The organism is Nocardioides palaemonis (genome assembly GCF_018275325.1).
Taxonomy (GTDB): Bacteria; Actinomycetota; Actinomycetes; order Propionibacteriales; family Nocardioidaceae; genus Nocardioides; species Nocardioides palaemonis.
Window position 1 is genome coordinate 999,398 of the sequence record NZ_JAGVQR010000001.1, and the last position, 21,213, is coordinate 1,020,610.

A 21,213-nucleotide genomic window follows, 5' to 3' on the forward strand; every position below is an offset into this window, starting at 1 on the left:
CCCGGTTGCTGAGCGTGTTCGCTCCGATGCCCAGTACAACCGCTGCCGGCCTGATCAGAAGCCACTCGTGCTCGTGGTCAGGTGGCGTGGGTTCCCAGGGCGAGGTCCACCGGTGTAAGCAACGGTCATGCTGCTGCCGGGTTGGTCAGCAGCGCAGCCAGCCGGTCGGCTGGGGTCTGCAGGTCAAGGGTAGGGCGGGGCCTGCGGTTGAGGCTGTCGGCGATCCGGCGGAGGTCGTCGGCGGTGTGGCTGCTGAGGTCGCTGCCCTTCTCGAACCAGTGCCGCAGCAGCCGGTTGGTGTTCTCGTTGGTGCCGCGCTGCCACGGCGAGCGGGGGTCGCAGAAGTAGAGCGTGGTGTTGAGCTCGAGCTGGATCCGTTCCCACTCGGCGAGCTCGGTGCCGCGGTCCCAGGTGATCGAGCGGCGCAGGTGTTCGGGCAGTTGGCTCATCTCGCGGATCATCGCCTCGGCGACGCTGGCGGCGTCGTGACGTCCGGGTAGGTGCAGCAGGATCGTGAACCGGGTCGATCGCTCCACCAGTGTCCCGATCGCGGACTTGCTGGCCGGTCCGACGATCAGGTCGCCCTCCCAGTGACCGGGCACCGCCCGGTCGGCGGCTTCGGCGGGGCGGTCGCTGATCTTGAACGCCTCGACGTACGGCGACGTGGCCCGCGTGGTGTGCCCGCGGGGCTTGCGCTGCTGGCGTTTCAGGCTCAGCTGGCGGTACAGGTCCTTGCGCAGCTCGCCACGGCCCTGCACGTACAGCGTCTGGTAGATCGTCTCGTGGCCCACCCGCCTCATGCTCTCGTGCGGATGGTCGCGGCGCAGCACCTGCCCGATCAGCCTGGGCGACCAGCCCTGATCCATCTGGTCCTCGATCCACCGGCACAGCCCCGGGTTGCGGGCGAGCTTGCGCCGCTTGGGGCGCCGGCGGCGCTCGTGCGCCGCGCGGTGCGCGACCGGCCCCCAGTACGAGCCGTCCGGTCCACGGTTGCGGTTGACCTCCCGCCAGATGACCGACTTGTCCCGCCCGATCAGATCGCCGACCTGCTGGTAGGTGCAGCCGCACCGCAACGCGACCGCGATCGCCGACCTGTCCTCACTGGTCAACGCCCGCCGCTGCCGCGGCCGTCCGTCGCGACGTGGCTCGTCCGGCACCCTCGCCGGCGCACTTCCGGGCAGGCCGCCATCGCGGCCGAGCTGGATCACAGGGCTCATGAGCCCCGATCGTCGCCACCAGCCCGACCCGGCCTTGACCGACACGCCTGAGCCCGTCGCCGCACGCTGCAGCGACAGCCCCGAGCACACCAGACCGAAGAACTCCTCCTGCTCCTCATACGAGATCGCCCTCTTCGCCATCCACAACACCACCTGACACTCGGCGTTGCTACGACCGCTGGACTCCGCCCCAGGGTCCGCGGCTACGCCGACGCTCGAGCTCCTCCACAGTGTCGCGACGGGCCGCAGCGAGCTCGAGTACCTGCTGACGTGACCAGGCTGGACGACGGCCACCCGGTCGAGGGGTCAGGTCTCCCCGTCTTCGCATCTTGGGGATCGACGACGACTGGACGCCCAGGATCTCTGCTGCCTCACGGCTGGTGATCCACTCGGACACGCCTGACATGCGGGCACGCTATCGAAATCCCGACCGTCGAACTTGCCACGCAGCTCGACAGAATTGGTGCTGGTCGCGGCAGATCCGGGCGAGCGTAGCCGCCCTCACGCGGCAGCGCCGTACGCCGTTATGCGCCGCGACCGCTCTCCGAAGCCTCGTCGGCCTTCCGCGCCTTTCTTCTTCTGAGCGCGATAGACCGAAACGACCGAGACCACAGTGAGGACGCCGAAGAACACGATGGTGCTGGGCCAGCTTCGGTCCTGAGCGCGGAAGTAGACCATCGCGATGAACGCACCGCCAAAGATGACCGCGACGTAGAGATACACCACCTTCATCCATGCGCCATCTTCGCAAAGAGCCGACCGCGCATCGGCGGATCCGCGAGCTCCTCGCGGCATGTGCGGATGTGCTGCGCGTCGCTCGGGCGTTGCATCAGTTGGTTCACGTCGCATACGCCGGCTCCGGCGGGGGCGACGTTCTAAGGGCATGAGGTTTGAGCGCGAAGCTGCACAGTCCCTGTGTTGGATGTCAGGGCATTTGAGGGTCTCGCGGCCTTGGTACTGAGGTCCCTTAAGACTCGCGTAGTCCCACTAGTTGCCAGAACTCCCAAGACACCTGACCAATCATCTGGTTGCCTTGGGTCTCGTGGAACCGGAGGAGTTGCGCCCGAACCTGTCTGCCTTCGTCGCATGGCGACAGCAACATCTCCGCGGTGACGAGAAAGGCGAGGCACAGACCTTCCTCGACCGCCTCTTCAAAGCGTTCGGACACGACGGCGCCATCGAAGCGGGCGCGGTGTACGAGGACCGCGTCAAGCGCACCATCGACTACCTCGGTGTCGGCTATGCGGACCTGATGTGGAAACCCCGCGTCCTCGTCGAGATGAAGAAGGCCGGTGCGGACCTCAGCCGCCATTTCCGGCAGGCCTTTGAGTACTGGCAGATGGCCGTGCCAGATCGGCCGCGCTACGTCGTGCTGTGCAACTTCGACGAGTTTTGGGTCTACGACTTCGACCAACAGCTCGACGCCCCCATGGACATCGTGAAAATCGGGGACCTCCCGCAGAGATACGAGGCCCTCGCGTTTCTGCTGCCCGACAACCCGCCGCCGATCTTTGAGAACGACCTGGTCGAGGTCACCCGCGAGGCGGCAGCCAACGTCTCCGGCGTGTTCCGCTCCATGGTCCAGCGCGGCATCGACCGCCGACAGGCCCAAGCGTTCGTCCTGCAATGCGTCGTCGCCATGTTCTCCGAGGACATCGGCCTCCTGCCGTCGCACTTCTTCACCCGCACCGTGACCGCCGACGCCAAGAACGGCCGCGAGGCTTACGACCTGCTCGGCTCCCTCTTCCGGGAGATGAACGCCAACGGCCGGACGGACGGTGGCCGGTTCGAGGGCACCCCGTACTTCAACGGTGGGCTGTTCTCGACCATCCAGCCCATCGAGATGATCGACGAAGAGCTGCAGGCCATGCGGGAGGCGTGCAAGACCGACTGGTCCGCGGTCCGGCCGGAGATCTTCGGAACGCTCTTCGAGACCTCGATGGACAAGGACGAGCGCCACGCCTACGGCGCCCACTTCACCAGCCAAGCCGACATCATGAAGGTCATCAGCCCCTGCATCGTCCGGCCCTGGATGCATCGCATCGACGCTGCCAAAAAGATCAACGACCTCGAACTGATCCTGCTCGACCTGGCCAACTACCGAGTCCTTGACCCGGCCTGCGGCTCCGGCAACTTCCTGTACGTCGCCTACCGCGAGATGCGCCGACTCGAGGCGGAGGTGAAGCGCCGCATCGAGGAACGCCGTAAGGGTGGCCTCGCGGACCAAGGCGCGTTGTCCTACGTCACCACCGACCACTTCCTCGGTCTGGACAACAACCCGTACGCCGTCGAGGTCGCCAAGGTGACACTGATGATGGCGAAGAAGCTCGCCGCAGACGAACTTGACGGCGGCCAAGAAGACGTACTCCCGCTGGACAACCTCGACGACACCATCCGCTACGGCGACGCGCTCCTCAACCCCTGGCCGAAAGCCGACGTAATCGTCGGCAATCCGCCCTACCTCGGCCGCCGCAAGATGGCCGATGAACTCGGCGATGGCTACGTCGCGACCCTCAACCGACGTTATCCGAGCCCCGGTGTCTCTGACTTCGTGACCTACTGGTTCCCGCTCGCACATGACGCACTCTCTGAGGGCGGACGCGCTGGCTTCGTAGCGACCCAGGCCATCCGCGACGGCGACTCCCGCCGGAAGTCACTGGAGTACCTGGACGACCACGACGGAGTCATCTTCGACGCCGTCTCTGCTCAGTCCTGGTCCGGCGATGCAGCCGTCACAGTGTCTATCGTCAACTGGATCAAGGGTTCAGCGCACGCACCGGCCGAACGCGTGCTCTGGCTGGACGAGGGTGAGCTCCGTCTGCCCGTGGATCGCATCCCGACGACGCTGCGTCCAGTCACCGATGTGACCAAGGCTCGGGCGCTGCCCACCAACAAGAAACCCAAGGTTTGCTTCCAGGGCCAGACCACGGGCCATGTCACGGGTTTTCGCCTGTCGTTCGACGACGCTCGCGAGCTCGTCAAGGCCGACCCCGGCTCTGCACCGTACGTGCACGCCTTTATCGGCGGTGAGCTTCTCCTCCGGCAGCCCGTTCTGGGCGCCCGCGTCATCGACCTGCCGCACACCGATGCGGTAAAGGTCAACCGCGAGGCGCCGGGAGCCGTCGCCCGCCTCCGCTCAACGGTTCTGCCCGATAGGCAGGCGAAGGCCGAGGCGAAGGGCGCGGCAGCATCGGAGATCCTCAAACGTGACCCCTCGGCGAAGGTCAACTCGCACCACGAGCGGTTCCTCGACGGCTGGTGGCGTCACGCCTACCGGCGCGAGGACATGCTCACCGCGTTCAGCGGGCTCAAGCTCGGCCGCTACATCGGAGTCTCCCGCGTCGCCTCGGAACGGCGTCTCTCGGTCTACGCGTTCATCGACACTTCGGTCCTTCCGGATGACTCCATGAGCGTGCTTGCGCTCGACGACGACTACTCATTCGGCATCGTCGCCTCCGAGCTTCACCGGCTCTGGCTCCTGGAGCGCTGCTCCAAGCTCGAGACGCGGCTCCGATACACCTCGACGACCGTCTGGGACACCTTCCCTTGGCCCCTGAACCCGTCGGTGGAGGCGGTTCGCAAGGTCGCTGCTGCTTCCAAGGTGATCCTCGATCTGCGGAGCTCCTATCTAGAGGTAGGGATCACCCTCGGAGCGATGTACGACGCCCTCCGCGATGAAGGAAGGTCGCCATTACGCGACGCCCACGCTGACCTCGACGCTGCAGTGATCGCGGCGTATGGGTTCAACCGCGACGACGACCTCCTCGCGCAAATCCTCGCGCTGAATCTCGCAGCAGCGGACGACCCAGCTGTTGCCCAGCGACCCGGGGGAGAGCACCTCGGTTCCTTCGCTTACACCACTGACTACCGCATTACCGCACCTGCCCTTGGCGGATGATGTTGAGACCCCTGGCGTCGTCGCGGCTGGGGGTCGCTGGAGCCACGCTCGCCTAAGCGGCAGGCGCTGTGTGTCGCAATGCAGTGATAGAGCGCTATGCAGGAGTGCCGTTCCCCGGCGGAGTCCAGCGGTCGTAGCAACGCCGAGTGTCAGGTGGTGTTGTGGATGGCGAAGAGGGCGATCTCGTATGAGGAGCAGGAGGAGTTCTTCGGTCTGGTGTGCTCGGGGCTGTCGCTGCAGCGTGCGGCGACGGGCTCAGGCGTGTCGGTCAAGGCCGGGTCGGGCTGGTGGCGACGATCGGGGCTCATGAGCCCTGTGATCCAGCTCGGCCGCGATGGCGGCCTGCCCGGAAGTGCGCCGGCGAGGGTGCCGGACGAGCCACGTCGCGACGGACGGCCGCGGCAGCGGCGGGCGTTGACCAGTGAGGACAGGTCGGCGATCGCGGTCGCGTTGCGGTGCGGCTGCACCTACCAGCAGGTCGGCGATCTGATCGGGCGGGACAAGTCGGTCATCTGGCGGGAGGTCAACCGCAACCGTGGACCGGACGGCTCGTACTGGGGGCCGGTCGCGCACCGCGCGGCGCACGAGCGCCGCCGGCGCCCCAAGCGGCGCAAGCTCGCCCGCAACCCGGGGCTGTGCCGGTGGATCGAGGACCAGATGGATCAGGGCTGGTCGCCCAGGCTGATCGGGCAGGTGCTGCGCCGCGACCATCCGCACGAGAGCATGAGGCGGGTGGGCCACGAGACGATCTACCAGACGCTGTACGTGCAGGGCCGTGGCGAGCTGCGCAAGGACCTGTACCGCCAGCTGAGCCTGAAACGCCAGCAGCGCAAGCCCCGCGGGCACACCACGCGGGCCACGTCGCCGTACGTCGAGGCGTTCAAGATCAGCGACCGCCCCGCCGAAGCCGCCGACCGGGCGGTGCCCGGTCACTGGGAGGGCGACCTGATCGTCGGACCGGCCAGCAAGTCCGCGATCGGGACACTGGTGGAGCGATCGACCCGGTTCACGATCCTGCTGCACCTACCCGGACGTCACGACGCCGCCAGCGTCGCCGAGGCGATGATCCGCGAGATGAGCCAACTGCCCGAACACCTGCGCCGCTCGATCACCTGGGACCGCGGCACCGAGCTCGCCGAGTGGGAACGGATCCAGCTCGAGCTCAACACCACGCTCTACTTCTGCGACCCCCGCTCGCCGTGGCAGCGCGGCACCAACGAGAACACCAACCGGCTGCTGCGGCACTGGTTCGAGAAGGGCAGCGACCTCAGGAGCCACACCGCCGACGACCTCCGCCGGATCGCCGACAGCCTCAACCGCAGGCCCCGCCCTACCCTTGACCTGCAGACCCCAGCCGACCGGCTGGCTGCGCTGCTGACCAACCCGGCAGCAGCATGACCGTTGCTTACACCGGTGGACCTCGCCCCCGCATTCGCCGTGAGGCGCTGGGTCAGACCCCGTTGTCAGCACAATCCTTGCATTGCCGTCGACGTCCCACGGTGGCCTCGTCAATCACCTTGACGCTCGCGGGGTCCTCGTCCCAGCGCACCGCGACTGTGGTGCACAGAATGTCGGTGTGGAACACGGTGCCCGACACGAACGCATACACCTGGTCTCGACCGAGGAGGGGCTTGCCGTCGACGTCGCGTCCAGCGGGCTCGACCTCGAGCAACGGTCCAAGCGCAGCGATCGCGTTGCGCTCCGCCGGCGGCATCCGTAGTCGCTTTGATCGCCCAGAAGTGGTTTTACCGGTGGTCCGGCGTCGAGGCTTCCGGGCCTTGCGCGGGGCTCGTTCGTTGCTCACAGGACGGTGCTCGTAAGGCCGGGCAGGTTGCAGTGCACGCAGAAGGCGTCCTTGTTGAGCAGGACCATCGGTTCGCGCATGTGCCACCGATCGACTTCTTGTTCTTCGCTGCGCATGCGCCAGTACGCTTTCTCGACCCGGCATTGAGGCTCGCCGCCTGCTCCACGCCGGCCCTTGTGTTTGGGGCAGATCACGAGTCCTGACGTGTAGTACTCCCAGAGCGGGCCGTCCTGGGAGTAGCACCGGTGACACCACCAAGTGACCACTCTCTGCGGGCCGGCGTGGTCGATGAAGTTGCTGCGGTCCTCGTTGTGTGGCGCGCATAGCAGGCGCAGGTTGTCGCTGGTGTCACGACCGCCGGCGGACCACGGTGTCACATGGTCGAGGTGCACGTCCTCCTCGCTGTGGTGGTCGCGGTTCGGGCACATCGCGCAGCGTCCGTGATCGCGGTACCAGATCGCCAGACGTACATGCCGCGGGATTGGGTTTCGCTCACCGGTCCGCACAACTGGATGTCGCTGATCGGTGCGGGTGAAGCCGTCGGCAAGGATCTCGCCCAGGGACACAAAGCCATCGATGTGCTGCATGGGCGGCTGCTTGCTCGTGAGAGTGTCCACAGTTGCACGGTAGAGGCGGTCACCGACAACGGCTCCTAGCCCGGCGCGCGTCACAGAGCTGACGGAAACGGTGGCGTCTAGTCCTTCAGCCGAGAAGATCAAGGTGGTCCCGGTCGTGCACAGCAATGCCGGGACCCTGCAGCGGGATGCGATGTAGGTCCTGGCCAGGGTCGCTTTAGGCAGAGTCCCTCGACTCCCAATGACCGCGATTACCACCCTGGGTCTGCTGCACGAACGGGTGACAGTCGGGGTTAGGCCGCCCGGGTGGCGGTTGTCGTCATGATCAACTCGTATTCGACCGGGGTCAATCGGCCGAGAGCGGCCTGTCGACGTCGGCGGTGGTAGGTCCGTTCGATCCAGGTGACGATCGCGATTCGTAGCTCCTCGCGGGTGTTCCAGGTTCGGCGGTTGAGAACGTTCTTCTGCAGCAGGCTGAAGAAGGACTCCATGGCGGCGTTGTCGCCGGCCGCGCCGACGCGTCCCATAGAGCCGACGATCTGGTGGCGGTTGAGCTGGTGGACGAGTTTTCTGGACCTGAACTGGGACCCGCGGTCGGTATGCAGCACGCAGCCGGCCAGGACGGCACCTTCTGCCCGGCGGCGGGCGACGGCGTTGTCGAGCGCGGCGACCGCGATCCGGGACTTCATCCGTGAGTCGATGGAGTAGCCGACGATCCGGTTGGAGTAGACGTCCTTGACCGCACAGAGGTAGAGCTTGCCTTCCCGGGTCCAGTGCTCGGTGATGTCGGCCAGCCAGAGCTCATTCGGCGCGTCGGCGGTGAAGTCCCGCATCACCAGGTCGTCATGGACCGGCGGACCTGGCTTCTTGCCGTTGCGGCCGCGTTTCTTCCCGAACGCCGACCACCAGCCCAGTTGCGAGCAGATCTTCCAGGCGGTCCGCTCGGCCATTGGCTGGCCGGCGTCGCGGGCTTCATCGAGGAGGAACCGGTAGCCGAACTCCGGGTCGTCGCGGTGGGCATCGAACAGAGCATTCGCGCGGTAGGCGGCCGTGAGCTCGGCATCGGTCACCGGCTGAGCAAGCCATCGATAGTAGGGCTGGCGAGCGATCCTCAGCACCCGGCACGTCACCGCGACGGGAATCCCGTCGGCGGCCAGCTCGCGGACGAGCGGGTACATCATTTTCCCGGCAGGTGCGCCTGCGACAGGTAGGCCGCAGCCCGCCGCAGTACCTCGTTCTCCTGTTCGAGCAGCTTGATCCGCTTGTTGGCCTCGCGCAGCGCGTCGGACTCGTTGGCGGCCTGGCCAGCTGCTGGCGACGAGGTCGACTTCCGGTCATCGATCGTGAGCCATCGCTTCAAGCACGACGCCGAGATTCCGAAGTCCTTCGCGACCTGGGCCATCGAGGCATCGGAGTCGTGGTAGACCCGGATCACGTCCTCGCGGAACTCCTTGGGGAACGGCTTGGGCACGGTGCACATCCTTCCAGCGCCGACACACATCGACGCAGATCAGATGTCACCTATTCGTGCAGCAGACCCCTTCTACCACCTCGACCGGATGGGTTCGGTCCGCGCCGTCACCAATTCGACAGCAGCATCGCAGTGGACCAGCGAGTGGGAGCCCTACGGACTGCCACGCACCAGCACGAAGGTCGACCCCAACGCCGCTGTCAATCCGATCGGCTGGACCGGGCAGTACGCCGACCCCACCGGCTCGGTCCACCTTCGCGCCCGGCAGTACGACCCTGCGTTGGGTCGGTTCACCGCGCCCGACCAGGCCGCCGCCATGCCGTACTCGGCCACCGGCACCTACGCCGCCGGCAATCCGCTCGCGTTCGCCGACCCCACCGGCCTGTGGCCCAGCCCCGGCGACGTCTGGAACGTGGTCACCACGGGCGCCGCAGTCGTCGCACCGATCGCCGGCATGGCCGCGCCCTTCAGCGGACCACTGGCCCCCATCGTGGGCGGCGTCGCCATCGCCGCCGGCGCCATCACCGCCATCGACTCCGCTTACAACGCCTACCAGGTCTGCGGCGGCAACGAGAAGGGCTCCTGCGCCGGCGAGATCGCACTCGGCGCCGTTGGAATGGCGACTGGTGGTCTGGGGAGGACAGCCATCCGGAGCAGCCTTGCTGCCCGCACCGCCGCGAGGTCATGCTCCTTCACCGGAGCGACTGTCGTGCTGATGGCAGACGGCACGAAGAAGCCGATTGAGGACATCAAGGTCGGTGACCGCGTAATCGCGACCGACCCCGAGACCGGCGAGCAGTCCGCGAAGGCGGTGACCCACACCTGGGTTCACGACGACATGGTCATGGACCTCGTCGTCGATGGCGAGGTCATCACGACCACCGAGGACCATCCGTTCTGGTCAGTCACCGACCAGCGCTTCGAGCGGGCCGACGAGCTCGCGGCCGATGAGCAGGTTCTTGGGGCCGACGGCCGCGTGCTTCCTGTGTCCGGCCTCGAACTGGAGACATCCCGAGAGGGGCTGGCCTACAACCTCAGCATCGAGGGCATCCACACCTATCACGTCGGCGACGCCGAGATCCTTGTGCACAACACGTGCTCCATCCACGGGAACTCGTTGAACAGCCCCAAACCCACCACGCTGTACCGTTTGGACGATGCCAACGGCAACCTCCTCAAGTGGGGTGTCACCAGCCGACCCAATGCCCGCCGCCGTTACACTGAGACGTTCCTTCGCGACAAGCAGTTCACGCCGATAACAGTCGGTCCGCGAAGCCAGATGATCCGGATCGAACGCTGGATGGTCGAGCATCACCGGGGCCCGCTCAACCGGGAGTCATGGGCAGGAGGTAGTTGGTGATCGCGCACGAAGAAGATGTCACGGCGCTTTCTATTGGGGCGGTCTACGGGGGCACCAGTGTAGTCGACGACGCCTGGAAGCCGGCCGTGCAGCGGGTCATGAACGCGGTGATGGTCCGACGAGAAGGCGTTCGAAGCCCGCTGTCGCTCAATGTCGTCTTCCATGTTGAGGGCGAACTACTACCGCCGATTGATTTCGAAGGTGTCCGAACAGGCAGGCTGAGCCGTAAGCGGATGGAGTTGATGGTTCAAGCCGCAGTTCCGTCGGAACCAGTTGAGGACCGTCTTGCCGCGCTTCTCAGCCTGCTCCAGAGCGCTGCTCTGGAGGCTGAAGATCTCGCGAGGCGACGAAAGATTGCCGACGACCTGCATGAGATCCGTGCCATTGTCGATGCCGTCGTGCAGGACCTGTGAATCGCCCTGGGTCTGGTGGAGGCTCTCAACCGATGGAGGATGAGAGTCATGGCGGCACCCAGGAAGTACCCCGACGAGCTGCGTGAGCGGGCCACTCGGATGGCGGTTGAGCTCCGGCAGAATCCGGCGACGAAGAACGGCGCGATCCAGCGAGTGGCCGAGCAGCTCGGCATGCATCCCGAGACCCTGCGCAACTGGGTTCGTCAGGCTGAGATCGACGGCGGTGTCCGGCCGGGTACCACGACGGCGGAGGCTGAGCGGATCGCGAAGCTCGAGCAGGAGGTCCGCGAGCTGCGGCGGGCCAACCACATCTTGAAGACCTCGGCGGCTTTCTTCGCGGCGGAGCTCGACCGCCCCACCAGCAGGTAGTGGCCTACATCGACGCCCACCGCGGTGACGTGGTGGATGGTCGTGAGGTCGGGGTCGAGCCGATCTGCGCGGTGCTGAAGAGCGCCGGCGTGCAGATCGCCCCGAGTGGCTACTACGCGGCCAAGAATCGGCCGCCCTCGGCACGCGCAGTGCGTGATGCTGAGCTGGTCGAGGACATCAAGGTCGCCCACCGGGCGAACCTGGGGGTCTACGGCGCGAGGAAGATCCATGCCGAGCTGAACCGCGAAGGGGTGCCGGTCGCCCGGTGCACCGTGGAGCGGCTGATGCGAGCCGAGGGGCTACGTGGGATCCCGCGGGAGAAGACCCGCAAGACCACGGTCGGTGACGGTGCTGAGACCGAGCGGCCCGAGGACCTCGTGAAGCGGAAGTTCGTCGCCACCGGCCCGAACCAGCTGTGGGTGGCCGATCTGACCTACGTCCGCACACATGCCGGGTGGACCTACGTCGCGTTCGTCCTTGACGTCTTCAGCCGGATGATCGTCGGCTGGCAGGTCTCGACCAGCCTGCGCACCGATCTGGCGCTCGACGCCCTCGACATGGGCCTATGGACGCGTCAGCGTGCCGGCCAAGACGTCACCGGCCTGGTCCACCACTCGGACCGTGGAGTTCAGTATCGAGCGATTCGCTACACCGAGCGGCTAGCCGAGGCCGAGGCCGTCGCGTCCGTCGGATCGCGAGGCGATTCGTACGACAACGCCATGGCCGAGGCGCTCAACTCGCTGTTCAAGGCCGAGTGCATTCGCAACCCGGTCATGCGACCCAAGGGCGGCTGGAAGAGCGTCACCGACGTCGAGATTGCCGTCGCCGAGTACGTCGACTGGTTCAACCACAGGCGCCTTCATGGCGAGATCGGGCTCGTCCCACCGGCCGAGTTCGAGGCCAACCACTGGGCTCACCAGCGGGCCAGCATCACCACCCAGAACTACCCTGAGACACCCGTCCTGGCCGGGGCAGGTTCCAAGTAATCGAGCCTCCACGAAACCCGGGGCGATTCACTGTCTACTCGCCGCATCTGAGTGGCACTGGCGGCCCTAGAGCGGCGACACCACGCCGTTGGATGGCCAAGCCCTGGCGGCTGCCCCGCGCGGGTCGAGCGGGTCTGCTGCAACGATCCGGTGACAGGCTGCCTTGGGCGGCTGACCGCGCCGATGGGCGTCGCGTGCGCGAGTTGCACTGCACGCTCCCTATTACATGTTGGCGGGCGACCACTGTGGGGGCGCTTTGAGCGGGGAAGTGCACCCTTCCGATATTGGCATCGGCGGGCGACGTGGTTGACCGCCAGCACCTGGCCAGCGTCAGGATGTCAGGACGGTGCAGCCGACCCGTATGCGCGCTGACTCAGGGGTGCTCTGCCGCGACAGCGCCCGCATGCGCGGCAAAGAACGTGTCCTCGCACAGACAGTGCGGTGTGCGTTCCCGGGGACGACCGAATACCTGGGGGAAGCCCCGCAGGACGTCGTAACGATGCTCGATGTGGCTGTCGCGTCGAGCGGTGAGTGACGGCGACCGAGACCAGTAGAGCTCGGCAGCCAGCAGGATGCCGGCCAGCGCGGACTGGTGGGCAAGCGGCACGAGTGCCTCTCCAGGCAGGTCACCGACCGGGAGCAGCCCGCCCGCGCAGATGCCATCGCGATACAACAGGCCAACCGTCTTGTCCGCCCACTCGTTGCGCTGCGTCTGTTCGACCACACCGTCGTCGAGCAGGTCCTCGATCAGCGCGACCTGTGTCCAACGAACGGCGTCCGGAGGGGCAGGTAGCTCGGCGATCGCCGGAACGCTCGGCAACGGGTACCCAATGGGCAGGTTGTAGGTCAGGTAGGCAAGCACGCGCAGTGGTGTCTGTCTCACGGCCTCGGCGATCAGCTCGTGATCGTGCGAGCGTGGACGCGAGGGGTAATACAGGCATGCCAGACAGGGCTTCACACTGAACTCCTCGTGACGAGACCAGCCCAGGTCAGCTACTTGGGTCCACGCGTTGTACGCGTGGCGCGGGGCCGTGGCCGCCACGGTGATCCGGTCGCGCGCAGTGTCGAGGGCGACGAGGACCTGATGGGCATCGAGGTGCTCCTCGGAGTCCCCCACTTGCCTCGGAAAGGCTTGACCTCGAGTCCCGAGGCTGCTCCCGCCAGACCGAACGCGTTGTTCCTGACGGCCTCCTGCATCAGATCGACCTTGACCGCCCCGACGTCCTCGGCGCGGGTCAGAACGTAGCGCTGTAGATTCGACAACGTGACCGTCTCGGGGTCCACCACGTGCATCACGCCCACAGCGTCGACCTCGCTCAACGCCAACGCAGCAGCTTGACCGATCGCACCGCCGCCGACGAGGAAGAACTCGCCGAGGTCGACCGGTTCGGCCTCAGCGATCGGAACTGAACCCTCATCGGCGGAACTAGTGGCCTCGGATGTCGCGACGGCTGTGGTGTCGGCTGGGGTGTCGGAAGGACTGGATGCGGGGGCGTCAAGGTCGACCGGTGCCGCTGTCAGCAGGTCGATGCCCCCGGCTTGTCGGCCTGTTCGCCCTCGGTACCCGAGCTCGGCGGCGAATACGGTGCGGAACACCTCAGACATGCCGAAGGCGGCCGCTGCGAGCCAGGCGAGCGGATGTCCGGGCTCCGAGCTGGTGCCGTCGTCGAGCCGGTCCCATCCCTCGGCCGGATCGATCGCGACCGTCCAGCCTCGTGCGCTGACCTCGACCAGTCGGTCCTGCGCCGACGGCTGAGTGGTGTCAGAGTGACCGGCTTTGCTCGAGAACGAGGCGCCGAGGCGCAGCCTCACCGCCAGACCGGTGTCGTCACTGCCGTCCGGTCCGTGTTCGTGCCCGTGCCAGTGCCCGGGTTCGTCTTCAGCCTCTACGAGTGAAGCGGACCCGTTGCGGGTATCCAGCAGGATGTCTGCGTCCGGGTTGATGGCGCGGATCAGGTCGCGTGCCTGGTGCGTGAGGGTCTCGTCCCTCGACGACCCGTGGGCAGGGCGCAGGTCGATGACCGGATACAGCCGCGCGGCAAGGTTGCATGCCAGGAGGAACGCACCTTTCGCGGCGTCGTCCTGCGAGACGACGTCAAGGTGAAGTCGGACGTCGCGGAGCTTGTCTGCAAGCGTGTCGGGGTCGACGTCGGCGACTGGGCGTAGAGAGTCGGCGACTCTGGAGAAGAACGCGGGTAGCGCCACGATCAGCTTCCTTCTGGTTCGACGTGGATCCGGGACCCGGTATCTGCCGCCAGGTCCCACGTACCATGCTCACGCAACCGGTACCACGCCCACCGATCCATGCTGGCGCGTCCGTGCCGGGCGAAGTCCGGGACGACGAGGCTCAATGCGCCACACAGCGTCACCAAGGGAAAGTGGTCATCAGTGCTTGAGTGGTAGGCGTCGGTCGGGTGGGTGTGCACCTGGCCGGCAGCGATTTCTCCGCGTTCGTAGAATGCACGGTTCATCCGGAACAGTGCCACGCCGTCGACGACGACCAGCAGCCCATCCGCGGTCTTGTGGGCGGTCTGTTGAGGGACGTAGCAGCTGGTGAAGTGAAGCGTGTCCTCGTCAACCACCTTGCCGCCCCACACGACGAAGCCCTCGTGCCCCAACTGGCCGCGTTCCTGAAGGAACTCGAGGGTGGGAGCGAGGACCGAGTCGGGGACCACGAGCTCACGTTGGGAGGTCAGGTCCACCGTTGCTCTTCCTTCGTGCCGCGGGTACCAAGGAAGGTTCCGCGCCGTCGCGGGCGACGTCAGGCGGACTGCCCTGGACCCCTGCCTCCTGTTCCATCACGGGCTGGATCACGGGTTCGACGGGTTCGTCGATGACGTCTGCGCTGCTGAGAACTTCTCCGACCTGCGCGGAGGGAGCGGGTCGGTCGTGGTCTGCGTCCGGTCCCTGCGCCTCCGCGCTTGCAGCGCCGGCGGCCATGGCAGCTGCGACGGCGGCCTCCTGCGCCTCTTGGGCCGCCAGCTGTCGCTGCGCCAAGTCGGCATCGCCCTGCAGGAGGTTCATGTCGAGCTGGTTGGCGATGCCCGCGCTGCTGCCCGGGGCGAGGGACTGGATGGCTACCGACATGCCGAGGACGTTGCGCGACATGCGCTGCCAGATGCGCTCACAGATGACGACGAGGTCTCCGGCGTCCAGGTGCCGGTGCAGCAGCCAGTCGTCGCCGCTGTGCTGAGGGTGGCTGTGGTACTCGCGGATGCCGGGCAGGCACAAGAAGGGCCGCAGCGTCTCGGGGTGCTGGTCGATGAGAGCGTCGCGGACCTCGCCGGAGTCCATCCGGTTCGGAGCTCGCACGGGCGGTGGACCGCCGAGGGGCTCCCGGGTGATGGGGTCGATGAACGTGAGGGACGGGGCCCACAGGTCGAAGTTCCAGTAGTCGATGCGTACGCATGCCGTCATGACCGGAATCGTGCGTGGACCCATGGCAACGTCTCGAAGGAAGCCAACCTCGACGCAGAGGTCGCCCACCGAGAGCAGCAGCCACCCACGACGGGCGTACACGTCGGCGTTGGCCCTCCACCGAGCGATCTGCTCGTCGAACTTCGCCCGGTTGACCGCGGTGGGGACCAGGCGGGGACCACGGTTTTGTGGCGCGGTCCCCGCCTGCGGATCCGCTGTGAGTGCGTCAGCCACCAGCGCCCGCCTTGGGGCTCAGGAACAGCGTGTGTCCATCGAACAGACCGGCCTCGTCCGGGCGCATGCCGAGGCCAAGGAGCTGCCCGGCTTCGTTGCGCAGCTCCCAGTCTTCGGGGCGCTGGCCTTTGTTGCCGGACTCGCGCAGAGCTTCCCGCACTGCGTGCTCGAGGGTCTGGTGCCGGTTGATTCGCACAGCCTCGGGGGCGCCCGAGACAACGATCACCAGGTCCACGTGGTTGTCAGGCTTCGCCATGACGGTCTCCTTCGCTCGAGTGCCTTCACCTCATGTAGGCACCCGATGCGGGAATCTCCCGTGCTGGGCAGGAAAAGTTTCCAGAAACCGCGCGGAGAGCCGAGGGGCACCTCAGAAGCCGACCAGCGACCACTGGCACGCGGGGGCGCGTGGCCGAGGACGTTCAGTACCCGCAGGTACGGGCGTCCTTCTGTGCCGCGCTTCGTCAGGAAGCCGTGGCAACGATCGTTGAAGCTGTGATCCGCTCGTGCACGTAGGTCGCTGCGCGGGTCTCGTGCGGCGCGTGGTCCATCCAGGTGGGGCTGGCCGACGCGGTCGCCGGAGCGGCGGTGCGGTAGGCGAGGACGCTGCGCATCACATCGCCGGTCGCATCCAGCTGCTGGGTGGGGTCGCTAAGAAGGTCCGCGAAGCTCACTGCCACTGGCGGGATGTTGCGCGCAGCAACTAGAGCGCTCTGCGCCGACGATAGCCGGCGGGCAGCCTCGTGAAGCGCGGTCTCGGCATGGGAGCGCTTCGCTGTATCGCGGCTGGCGAGTGCGTCCTCATACGCCATCAGCGCGTCGTTGTAGTCGTAGGAGGCGTTCGCGACAGCGTCGCGCAGGGCGGGCTGAGCCTCGACCGCACCTACGGTTTGGGGCCGCTTCTTGCTGTTCACGCGCTCTCCCATGTCTTCGAGTATGCGTCAAGCAATGGTGTTACACCATGTGAGCGAAGGCACAATGCTGGCACGCCTAGACCGTTCCCGTGAATAGAACGACGAAAACCAGCTTGCCGACAACAAGACGGACGGCCAGGCGCACGGCTCCGCGGTGGGACTCGTCTTGGCTGCATCGGCGCGCAAGTCGACCCGCCCAGCTGGCTCCAGCGGACAGTGGCATCACAGGACCATCGACCATGGTTCGGTTCCTTCGATGAGGGCTGGCGAGGTCATGTCGGAGGTGTCGACGATGGCCCAGCTAGCGAGAGGGAATCCTTCGCGACGGAGCGCCGCGAGTGCTTCAGCTGCATCGTTCGCGGCACGTTCGAGCATCGCGGGCGGCACGAGTCTGCCGTCGACTTCGAGTGCACGTCGTTCCGTACGGTCGCGGCAGTCATCGAGGCCGGCTCGTGCCTGGAGGACGTGGATCTCGAATCCGTCCGCATGGAGCAGCTCGATGTTGTCTCGGATCGAGGCGAGGCGACCGATGGTGTCGTAGATGACGTCTGCGCGCCGGGCGAGGGCGGCCTCGAACACCGGCCCGTAGGTCAGTGCGAAGCACTCCTCCTCAACCACGAAGGCGCCGAGTCCGTCGGCGTACTCCGGCAGCTTCTGCCGCACCCGGTCTGCGTCGATGATCGAGCACGGGGCAGGTTGCGTCGGCCCAACCGATGCGGCCTCCTGAGTCTCCGGAGCCTTCTGGGCTTCCTGGAAGCGGTGCAGGTCGACGATGCGACGCAGCACTGAAGTCTTGCCCGACCCGGGACATCCGATCGTGAAGTAGGCGGCAGGCGTCCGAGCCGGCGCCGATGCCGGGGTCGATGGGAAGGTGGGGACGCAGTCGTCGATGATCTGCTCATGCACAGCGAGTCGCTCGTCGAGGAACGGTCGATCCGCCGGGGCGCCGGGAGAGGCGGGCCGGTACACCGCCGCGGTGGTGACGATCTGGCCCAAGTCCGACGTCGCCACTACCCGATCGCGCAGGCCCGGATGTCGTACCCGGTCGTTGATTACCGCGAGGGCGTCGACGTCGGTGCGCCACCAGTGTGGCTGGTAGGCGACGACGGCATCCTCGAGCTCTTCGCGGGTGGACCACCTAGGTGTGGAATCCGCCGACGATGCGGCAGGACTCATGGCTCGGCGTTCCACGCACGCTCGGCATCGGCGAGCTTGCGCCTCGCACTCTGCAGGAGGCGGTCGACCTTCTTCGTTTCCAGAGGGCTTCCGAAGCGGTAGGTCGCGATCTCTGAGTAGGACATGCCGTACTGCGCTTGCGCCAAGATGACGTAGCGCTCGTCGCTGGTGAGTCGCCCGAGCGCATCCACCAGAGCAGCGCGCGTTTCCGCGATCCGCTCGGGAGAGGCTGTCGAGACAGCCGCGTCCGCGATCTCGCCGAGCTCGGCCGGCTCGGTCGTCACCGCCTCGCCCTTGCGACGGGTGAGATAGAAGTCCCGCACGGCGTCGATGTAGGCGAAGCCGGCCGCGCCGAGGGCCCAGCTGGCGCCGTCTCCTCGCGAGGGGTCGAACCGGTCCGCAGTCCGGCGGGCCCGCTCGAGCGCACCGACGGTCGCGTCGAGGGCCACGGCGTCCAGGTCGCCAGGCTGGACCCGAGGCAGCCAAACACCACCCACCGTCGATTCGGATGCTCGCATGGCCAACGAGACGCCACGCCTGCGGATGACGTCGTAGAGATCCTTGAAGAGCAGCTCGTCGTACGCCCTGGCCAAGGCGGGGTCCGGTTCCTGACCCAGACGCACGAGCAGCTCGGTAGCGCGCTCAGCAAAGCGCTCCAACGACGAGTTGTCGATCATCCCTGTCCCCACCGTCCCTCATACCGCCGTGCTCACGGCCGGCCCACCCCACGTGGTTCCAGCACCCTAGTGGCAGCCAGCGACAACGGGCATCGCGAACTGCACTTGATGTTGAGGAACCCCTGCACGCGGCCAAGCACTCGTACGACCGGTGCCCGACCGGTGCCCGACCGGTGCTCGTGGAGCCGGCGGCAAGCCCGACGCGCCGTCGCGAACTACGTGCTCAGGCAGAGCAACGGCGGCGACCAGAAGGGGCTCCTGCCGCGGCTCCAGAAGAGGCTTCTGACAGGGCACCTGACAGGGCCGTTACGCCTTGTTGTCGGTGCGCCGACACGGATACCAGGCGAGCGTCCGGGTCGCCGGACCGCGATCGGTCGCGCAGGGCGGCCTGCGCGTGGGCCGTCCTCGGCAGTCGAATTTTCATCGCCCGACGGCGATGCTGATCGCTGTTTCCAACAGTTAACGACCAGGCGGGCCGCATCCTCTGCACCGCATCTCGACATGTGCGGATGCTTGAGCTAGATCACGCGTGCCCTCAGTAGGTTCCGTAGCTGTCAGCACTCCTCGCGCACGCCGAGGACCTTGTCGGGTATGCACATCCCTTATGGCGTATTGGCGGGCGACAACATCTCGGCGCGGTTCGTGGTGCCGACGGTGGCGGCGTCGGTCGACCTCGTGGTCCACCTCGGCCTCGGCGCCGACGGCGTGCGGCGGGTCAACGAGATCGTGTCCGTGCCCGGCCGGGTGGAGGCCGACGTGATCGAGGTCGAGCCGATCTTCGTCCGCTCCGGCGGCGAGCTGCGCCGCACCGGCGGGGTGCCGGCGCGGACCGAGCGCTACGAGCGGGTCGGCATCGACGTCCACGAGGTGCTTGCCGCGGAGGGGGCGGGCTGATGGGCGCGCTCGTCGGGCTCGGCGTCGGCGTCGGCCTGCTGCTGGTGTGGGCCTCGTTCGCGCTCCCGCGCCAGCCGCGGGTGACGGCGCCGGGGTCCACGCGCCTCGGCCGGCTGCTCGGGCGGGCCGGCCTCTCGGACGTCACGCCCACCAGCGTCGTGGCGCTGTGCCTGGTGCTCGGCGGCGTCGCCTTCGCACTCGTCCAGGCGGTCTCCCGCACGCCGACGGTCGCGCTGGTGTTCGGCGCGATGGCGGCCTACGCGCCGATCGCGGTGCTGCGCCAGCGCGCGTCCCGCCGGCTGCGCGACTTCGCCGAGGTCTGGCCCGAGGCGGTCGACAACCTCGCCAGCGCGGTCCGGGCCGGACTGTCGCTGCCCGACGCGGTCTCGGCGCTCGCCACCAACGGACCGGAGCCGCTGCGCGCCGACTTCGCCCAGTTCGCCCTCGACTACCAGGTGACCGGACGCTTCGGGGAGTGCCTCGACCGGCTCAAGGACCGACTCGCCGACCCCGTCGGCGACCGGGTCGTCGAGGGCCTGCGGCTGGCGCGCGAGGTGGGTGGCGGCGACCTCGGCCGGCTGCTGCGCAACCTCTCCGGCTTCCTGCGCGACGACGCCCGTACGCGCTCGGAGCTCGAGTCACGGCAGGCGTGGACCGTCAACGGTGCGCGCCTCGCGGTGTCCGCGCCGTGGATCGTGCTGCTGATGATGTCGTTCCAGACCACCGCCATCCAGCAGTACGCGTCGCCCGGCGGCGTCCTGGTCCTCGGCGTCGGCTTCGCGGTCTGCGTCCTGGCCTACTGGGCGATGATGCGCATCGGGCGGCTGCCGGTCGAGAAGCGGATCCTGTCGTGAGCACCGCGGTGTGGGGTGCCCTGCTCGGCGCGTGCGCCGGGCTCGGGCTGGCGCTGGTCGTGGCGCGGGTCGCCGTGCTGCGCCGGCCCCAGCTCTCGCAGCGCGTCCTGCCCTACCTCCGCGACCTCCCCCAGCGCGACCAGCCCCCGCTCGTACGCGTCGCCGCGGGGTCGCCGACCTCCGCCGCGGCCGGCATCTTCGGTCCGCTGCTGCGCTCGGCGGCCGACGTCGTCGAGCGAGTGCTCGGCGGGACGGCCTCGGTGCGGCGCCGGCTCGAGCGCGCCGGTCTCGACCGCACCGTCCACGAGTTCCGCATCGAGCAGGTCGTGTGGGGACTGGTCGGCTTCGGCGCCGCTGCTGCCCTGGTCCTGGTGCGCGCGCTCGGCGGCATCGGCAGCCCGGGGTCCGCGCTGGTGCTCTGCGTCCTCGGCTTCGCGATGGGTGTCTTCATGCGCGACAACCGGCTCAGCACGCAGGTCAAGGAGCGCGAGCGCCAGGTCCTCACCGAGTTCCCGACGATCGCCGAGCTGCTCGCCCTGTCGGTCGCCGCGGGCGAGAGCCCGGTCGCCGCGCTGGACCGCGTGGTGCGCCGCAGCAGCGGGGCGCTCTCGCATGACCTCGCGGCCGTGCTGGGTCGCATCCGCACCGGCGAGAGCGTCGGCGTCGCCTTCGAGTCGCTCGCCCGCACCACCGGCCTGCCCATCGTCGCCCGGTTCGCCACCGGCATCACGGTCGCCATGGAGCGCGGCACCCCGCTGTCGGACGTGCTGCACGCCCAGGCCGCCGACGTCCGTGAGGCCGGCCGCCGCCTCCTCATCGAGACCGCCGCGCGCAAGGAGATCGCGATGATGGCGCCCGTCGTGTTCTTCGTGCTGCCGGTGACGATCCTCTTCGCCTTCTACCCCGGCGTGCTGGGCCTCCAGCTCACCACGCCCTGACCGACCTCCGAACCACCGC

At 67.4% G+C, this 21,213-nt stretch carries 21 protein-coding genes; 8 read left to right on the plus strand and 13 right to left on the minus strand.

Annotated features, from left to right (window positions below; translation table 11 throughout):
• Nucleotides 1–125: 125 nt before the first annotated feature.
• Nucleotides 126–1,358 (minus strand): IS30 family transposase, encoded by a 1,233-nt coding sequence (locus KDN32_RS04815; RefSeq protein WP_211732368.1) that lies wholly within the window; start codon nucleotides 1,356–1,358, stop codon nucleotides 126–128.
• A gap of 360 nt (nucleotides 1,359–1,718) precedes the next feature.
• Entirely contained in the window at nucleotides 1,719–1,940 is a 222-nt protein-coding gene (locus KDN32_RS04820; RefSeq protein WP_211730946.1) for a hypothetical protein, read from the minus strand.
• A gap of 319 nt (nucleotides 1,941–2,259) precedes the next feature.
• Between KDN32_RS04820 and KDN32_RS04825 the strand changes: the two genes are divergently transcribed.
• Together KDN32_RS04825 and KDN32_RS04830 are read left to right on the plus strand one after the other, a co-directional pair.
• Nucleotides 2,260–5,115 carry a DNA methyltransferase gene (locus KDN32_RS04825; RefSeq protein WP_211730947.1) on the plus strand — a complete coding sequence of 952 codons (2,856 nt, stop codon included), beginning with the start codon at nucleotides 2,260–2,262 and terminating at the stop codon, nucleotides 5,113–5,115.
• Nucleotides 5,116–5,280: 165 nt separating this feature from the next.
• The gene (locus KDN32_RS04830; RefSeq protein WP_211732369.1) at nucleotides 5,281–6,513 is read left to right on the plus strand and encodes an IS30 family transposase; all 1,233 of its coding nucleotides are present in this window, start codon (nucleotides 5,281–5,283) and stop codon (nucleotides 6,511–6,513) included.
• A gap of 52 nt (nucleotides 6,514–6,565) precedes the next feature.
• On the opposite strand, the gene KDN32_RS04835 is transcribed toward KDN32_RS04830, so the two are convergent.
• The 3 genes from KDN32_RS04835 to KDN32_RS04845 all read right to left on the minus strand — a co-directional run bounded on the left by KDN32_RS04835 (nucleotide 6,566) and on the right by KDN32_RS04845 (nucleotide 8,965).
• Entirely contained in the window at nucleotides 6,566–6,829 is a 264-nt protein-coding gene (locus tag KDN32_RS04835; protein ID WP_211730948.1) for a hypothetical protein, read from the minus strand.
• 86 nt (nucleotides 6,830–6,915) lie between these two features.
• Nucleotides 6,916–7,536, minus strand: coding sequence for an HNH endonuclease (locus KDN32_RS04840; protein WP_211730949.1), 621 nt, complete (start codon nucleotides 7,534–7,536; stop codon nucleotides 6,916–6,918).
• Nucleotides 7,537–7,787: 251 nt separating this feature from the next.
• Nucleotides 7,788–8,965, minus strand: a protein-coding gene (locus KDN32_RS04845) for an IS3 family transposase (protein WP_211730950.1) whose coding sequence is annotated in 2 segments (ribosomal slippage) — nucleotides 7,788–8,678 and nucleotides 8,681–8,965 — 1,176 coding nt in all. Because the reading frame shifts where the segments join, the coding sequence is not laid out codon by codon here.
• 1 nt (nucleotide 8,966) lies between these two features.
• On the opposite strand from KDN32_RS04845, the gene KDN32_RS04850 reads away from it, so the two are divergent.
• The 3 genes from KDN32_RS04850 (at nucleotide 8,967) to KDN32_RS04860 (ending at nucleotide 12,093) form a co-directional block, all read left to right on the plus strand.
• The gene (locus KDN32_RS04850; protein ID WP_307853991.1) at nucleotides 8,967–10,325 is read left to right on the plus strand and encodes a polymorphic toxin-type HINT domain-containing protein; all 1,359 of its coding nucleotides are present in this window, start codon (nucleotides 8,967–8,969) and stop codon (nucleotides 10,323–10,325) included.
• Entirely contained in the window at nucleotides 10,322–10,738 is a 417-nt protein-coding gene (locus KDN32_RS04855) for a hypothetical protein (protein ID WP_211730952.1), read from the plus strand. Before KDN32_RS04850 ends, KDN32_RS04855 begins: the two co-directional genes overlap by 4 nt.
• Before the next feature lie 48 nt (nucleotides 10,739–10,786).
• Nucleotides 10,787–12,093, plus strand: a protein-coding gene (locus tag KDN32_RS04860; RefSeq protein WP_249216358.1) for an IS3 family transposase whose coding sequence is annotated in 2 segments (ribosomal slippage) — nucleotides 10,787–11,066 and nucleotides 11,066–12,093 — 1,308 coding nt in all. Because the reading frame shifts where the segments join, the coding sequence is not laid out codon by codon here.
• Between the two features lie 373 nt (nucleotides 12,094–12,466).
• On the opposite strand, the gene KDN32_RS04865 is transcribed toward KDN32_RS04860, so the two are convergent.
• The 8 genes from KDN32_RS04865 to KDN32_RS04900 all read right to left on the minus strand — a co-directional run bounded on the left by KDN32_RS04865 (nucleotide 12,467) and on the right by KDN32_RS04900 (nucleotide 18,508).
• Complete coding sequence (locus KDN32_RS04865; protein ID WP_211730953.1) at nucleotides 12,467–13,051, minus strand: hypothetical protein; 585 nt, start codon at nucleotides 13,049–13,051, stop codon at nucleotides 12,467–12,469.
• A gap of 35 nt (nucleotides 13,052–13,086) precedes the next feature.
• Nucleotides 13,087–14,298 (minus strand): ThiF family adenylyltransferase, encoded by a 1,212-nt coding sequence (locus tag KDN32_RS23210; protein WP_211730954.1) that lies wholly within the window; start codon nucleotides 14,296–14,298, stop codon nucleotides 13,087–13,089.
• 2 nt (nucleotides 14,299–14,300) lie between these two features.
• Entirely contained in the window at nucleotides 14,301–14,795 is a 495-nt protein-coding gene (locus KDN32_RS04875) for an MPN domain-containing protein (protein WP_211730955.1), read from the minus strand.
• Nucleotides 14,773–15,744 (minus strand): putative metal-binding protein, encoded by a 972-nt coding sequence (locus KDN32_RS04880; protein ID WP_211730956.1) that lies wholly within the window; start codon nucleotides 15,742–15,744, stop codon nucleotides 14,773–14,775. Before KDN32_RS04880 ends, KDN32_RS04875 begins: the two co-directional genes overlap by 23 nt.
• Nucleotides 15,737–16,000 (minus strand): DUF2604 domain-containing protein, encoded by a 264-nt coding sequence (locus KDN32_RS04885; RefSeq protein ID WP_129478874.1) that lies wholly within the window; start codon nucleotides 15,998–16,000, stop codon nucleotides 15,737–15,739. Before KDN32_RS04885 ends, KDN32_RS04880 begins: the two co-directional genes overlap by 8 nt.
• 205 nt (nucleotides 16,001–16,205) lie before the next feature.
• On the minus strand, nucleotides 16,206–16,667 hold the full coding sequence (locus KDN32_RS04890) for a hypothetical protein (protein WP_211730957.1): 462 nt from the start codon (nucleotides 16,665–16,667) through the stop codon (nucleotides 16,206–16,208).
• Nucleotides 16,668–16,877: 210 nt separating this feature from the next.
• Complete coding sequence (locus tag KDN32_RS04895; RefSeq protein ID WP_211730958.1) at nucleotides 16,878–17,831, minus strand: zeta toxin family protein; 954 nt, start codon at nucleotides 17,829–17,831, stop codon at nucleotides 16,878–16,880.
• Nucleotides 17,828–18,508: a sigma-70 family RNA polymerase sigma factor gene (locus KDN32_RS04900; protein ID WP_129478880.1), complete on the minus strand. Its 681-nt coding sequence runs from the start codon at nucleotides 18,506–18,508 to the stop codon at nucleotides 17,828–17,830. Before KDN32_RS04900 ends, KDN32_RS04895 begins: the two co-directional genes overlap by 4 nt.
• 591 nt (nucleotides 18,509–19,099) lie before the next feature.
• On the opposite strand from KDN32_RS04900, the gene KDN32_RS04905 reads away from it, so the two are divergent.
• From KDN32_RS04905 to KDN32_RS04915, 3 genes are read left to right on the plus strand one after another with little or no spacing between them, the layout of a single operon-like run.
• Nucleotides 19,100–19,402 carry a P-loop NTPase family protein gene (locus tag KDN32_RS04905; RefSeq protein WP_249216359.1) on the plus strand — a complete coding sequence of 101 codons (303 nt, stop codon included), beginning with the start codon at nucleotides 19,100–19,102 and terminating at the stop codon, nucleotides 19,400–19,402.
• Entirely contained in the window at nucleotides 19,402–20,256 is an 855-nt protein-coding gene (locus KDN32_RS04910) for a type II secretion system F family protein (protein ID WP_211730959.1), read from the plus strand. The genes KDN32_RS04905 and KDN32_RS04910 overlap by 1 nt, the downstream gene beginning before the upstream one ends.
• Complete coding sequence (locus tag KDN32_RS04915) at nucleotides 20,253–21,194, plus strand: type II secretion system F family protein (RefSeq protein WP_211730960.1); 942 nt, start codon at nucleotides 20,253–20,255, stop codon at nucleotides 21,192–21,194. Before KDN32_RS04910 ends, KDN32_RS04915 begins: the two co-directional genes overlap by 4 nt.
• Nucleotides 21,195–21,213: the final 19 nt, after the last annotated feature.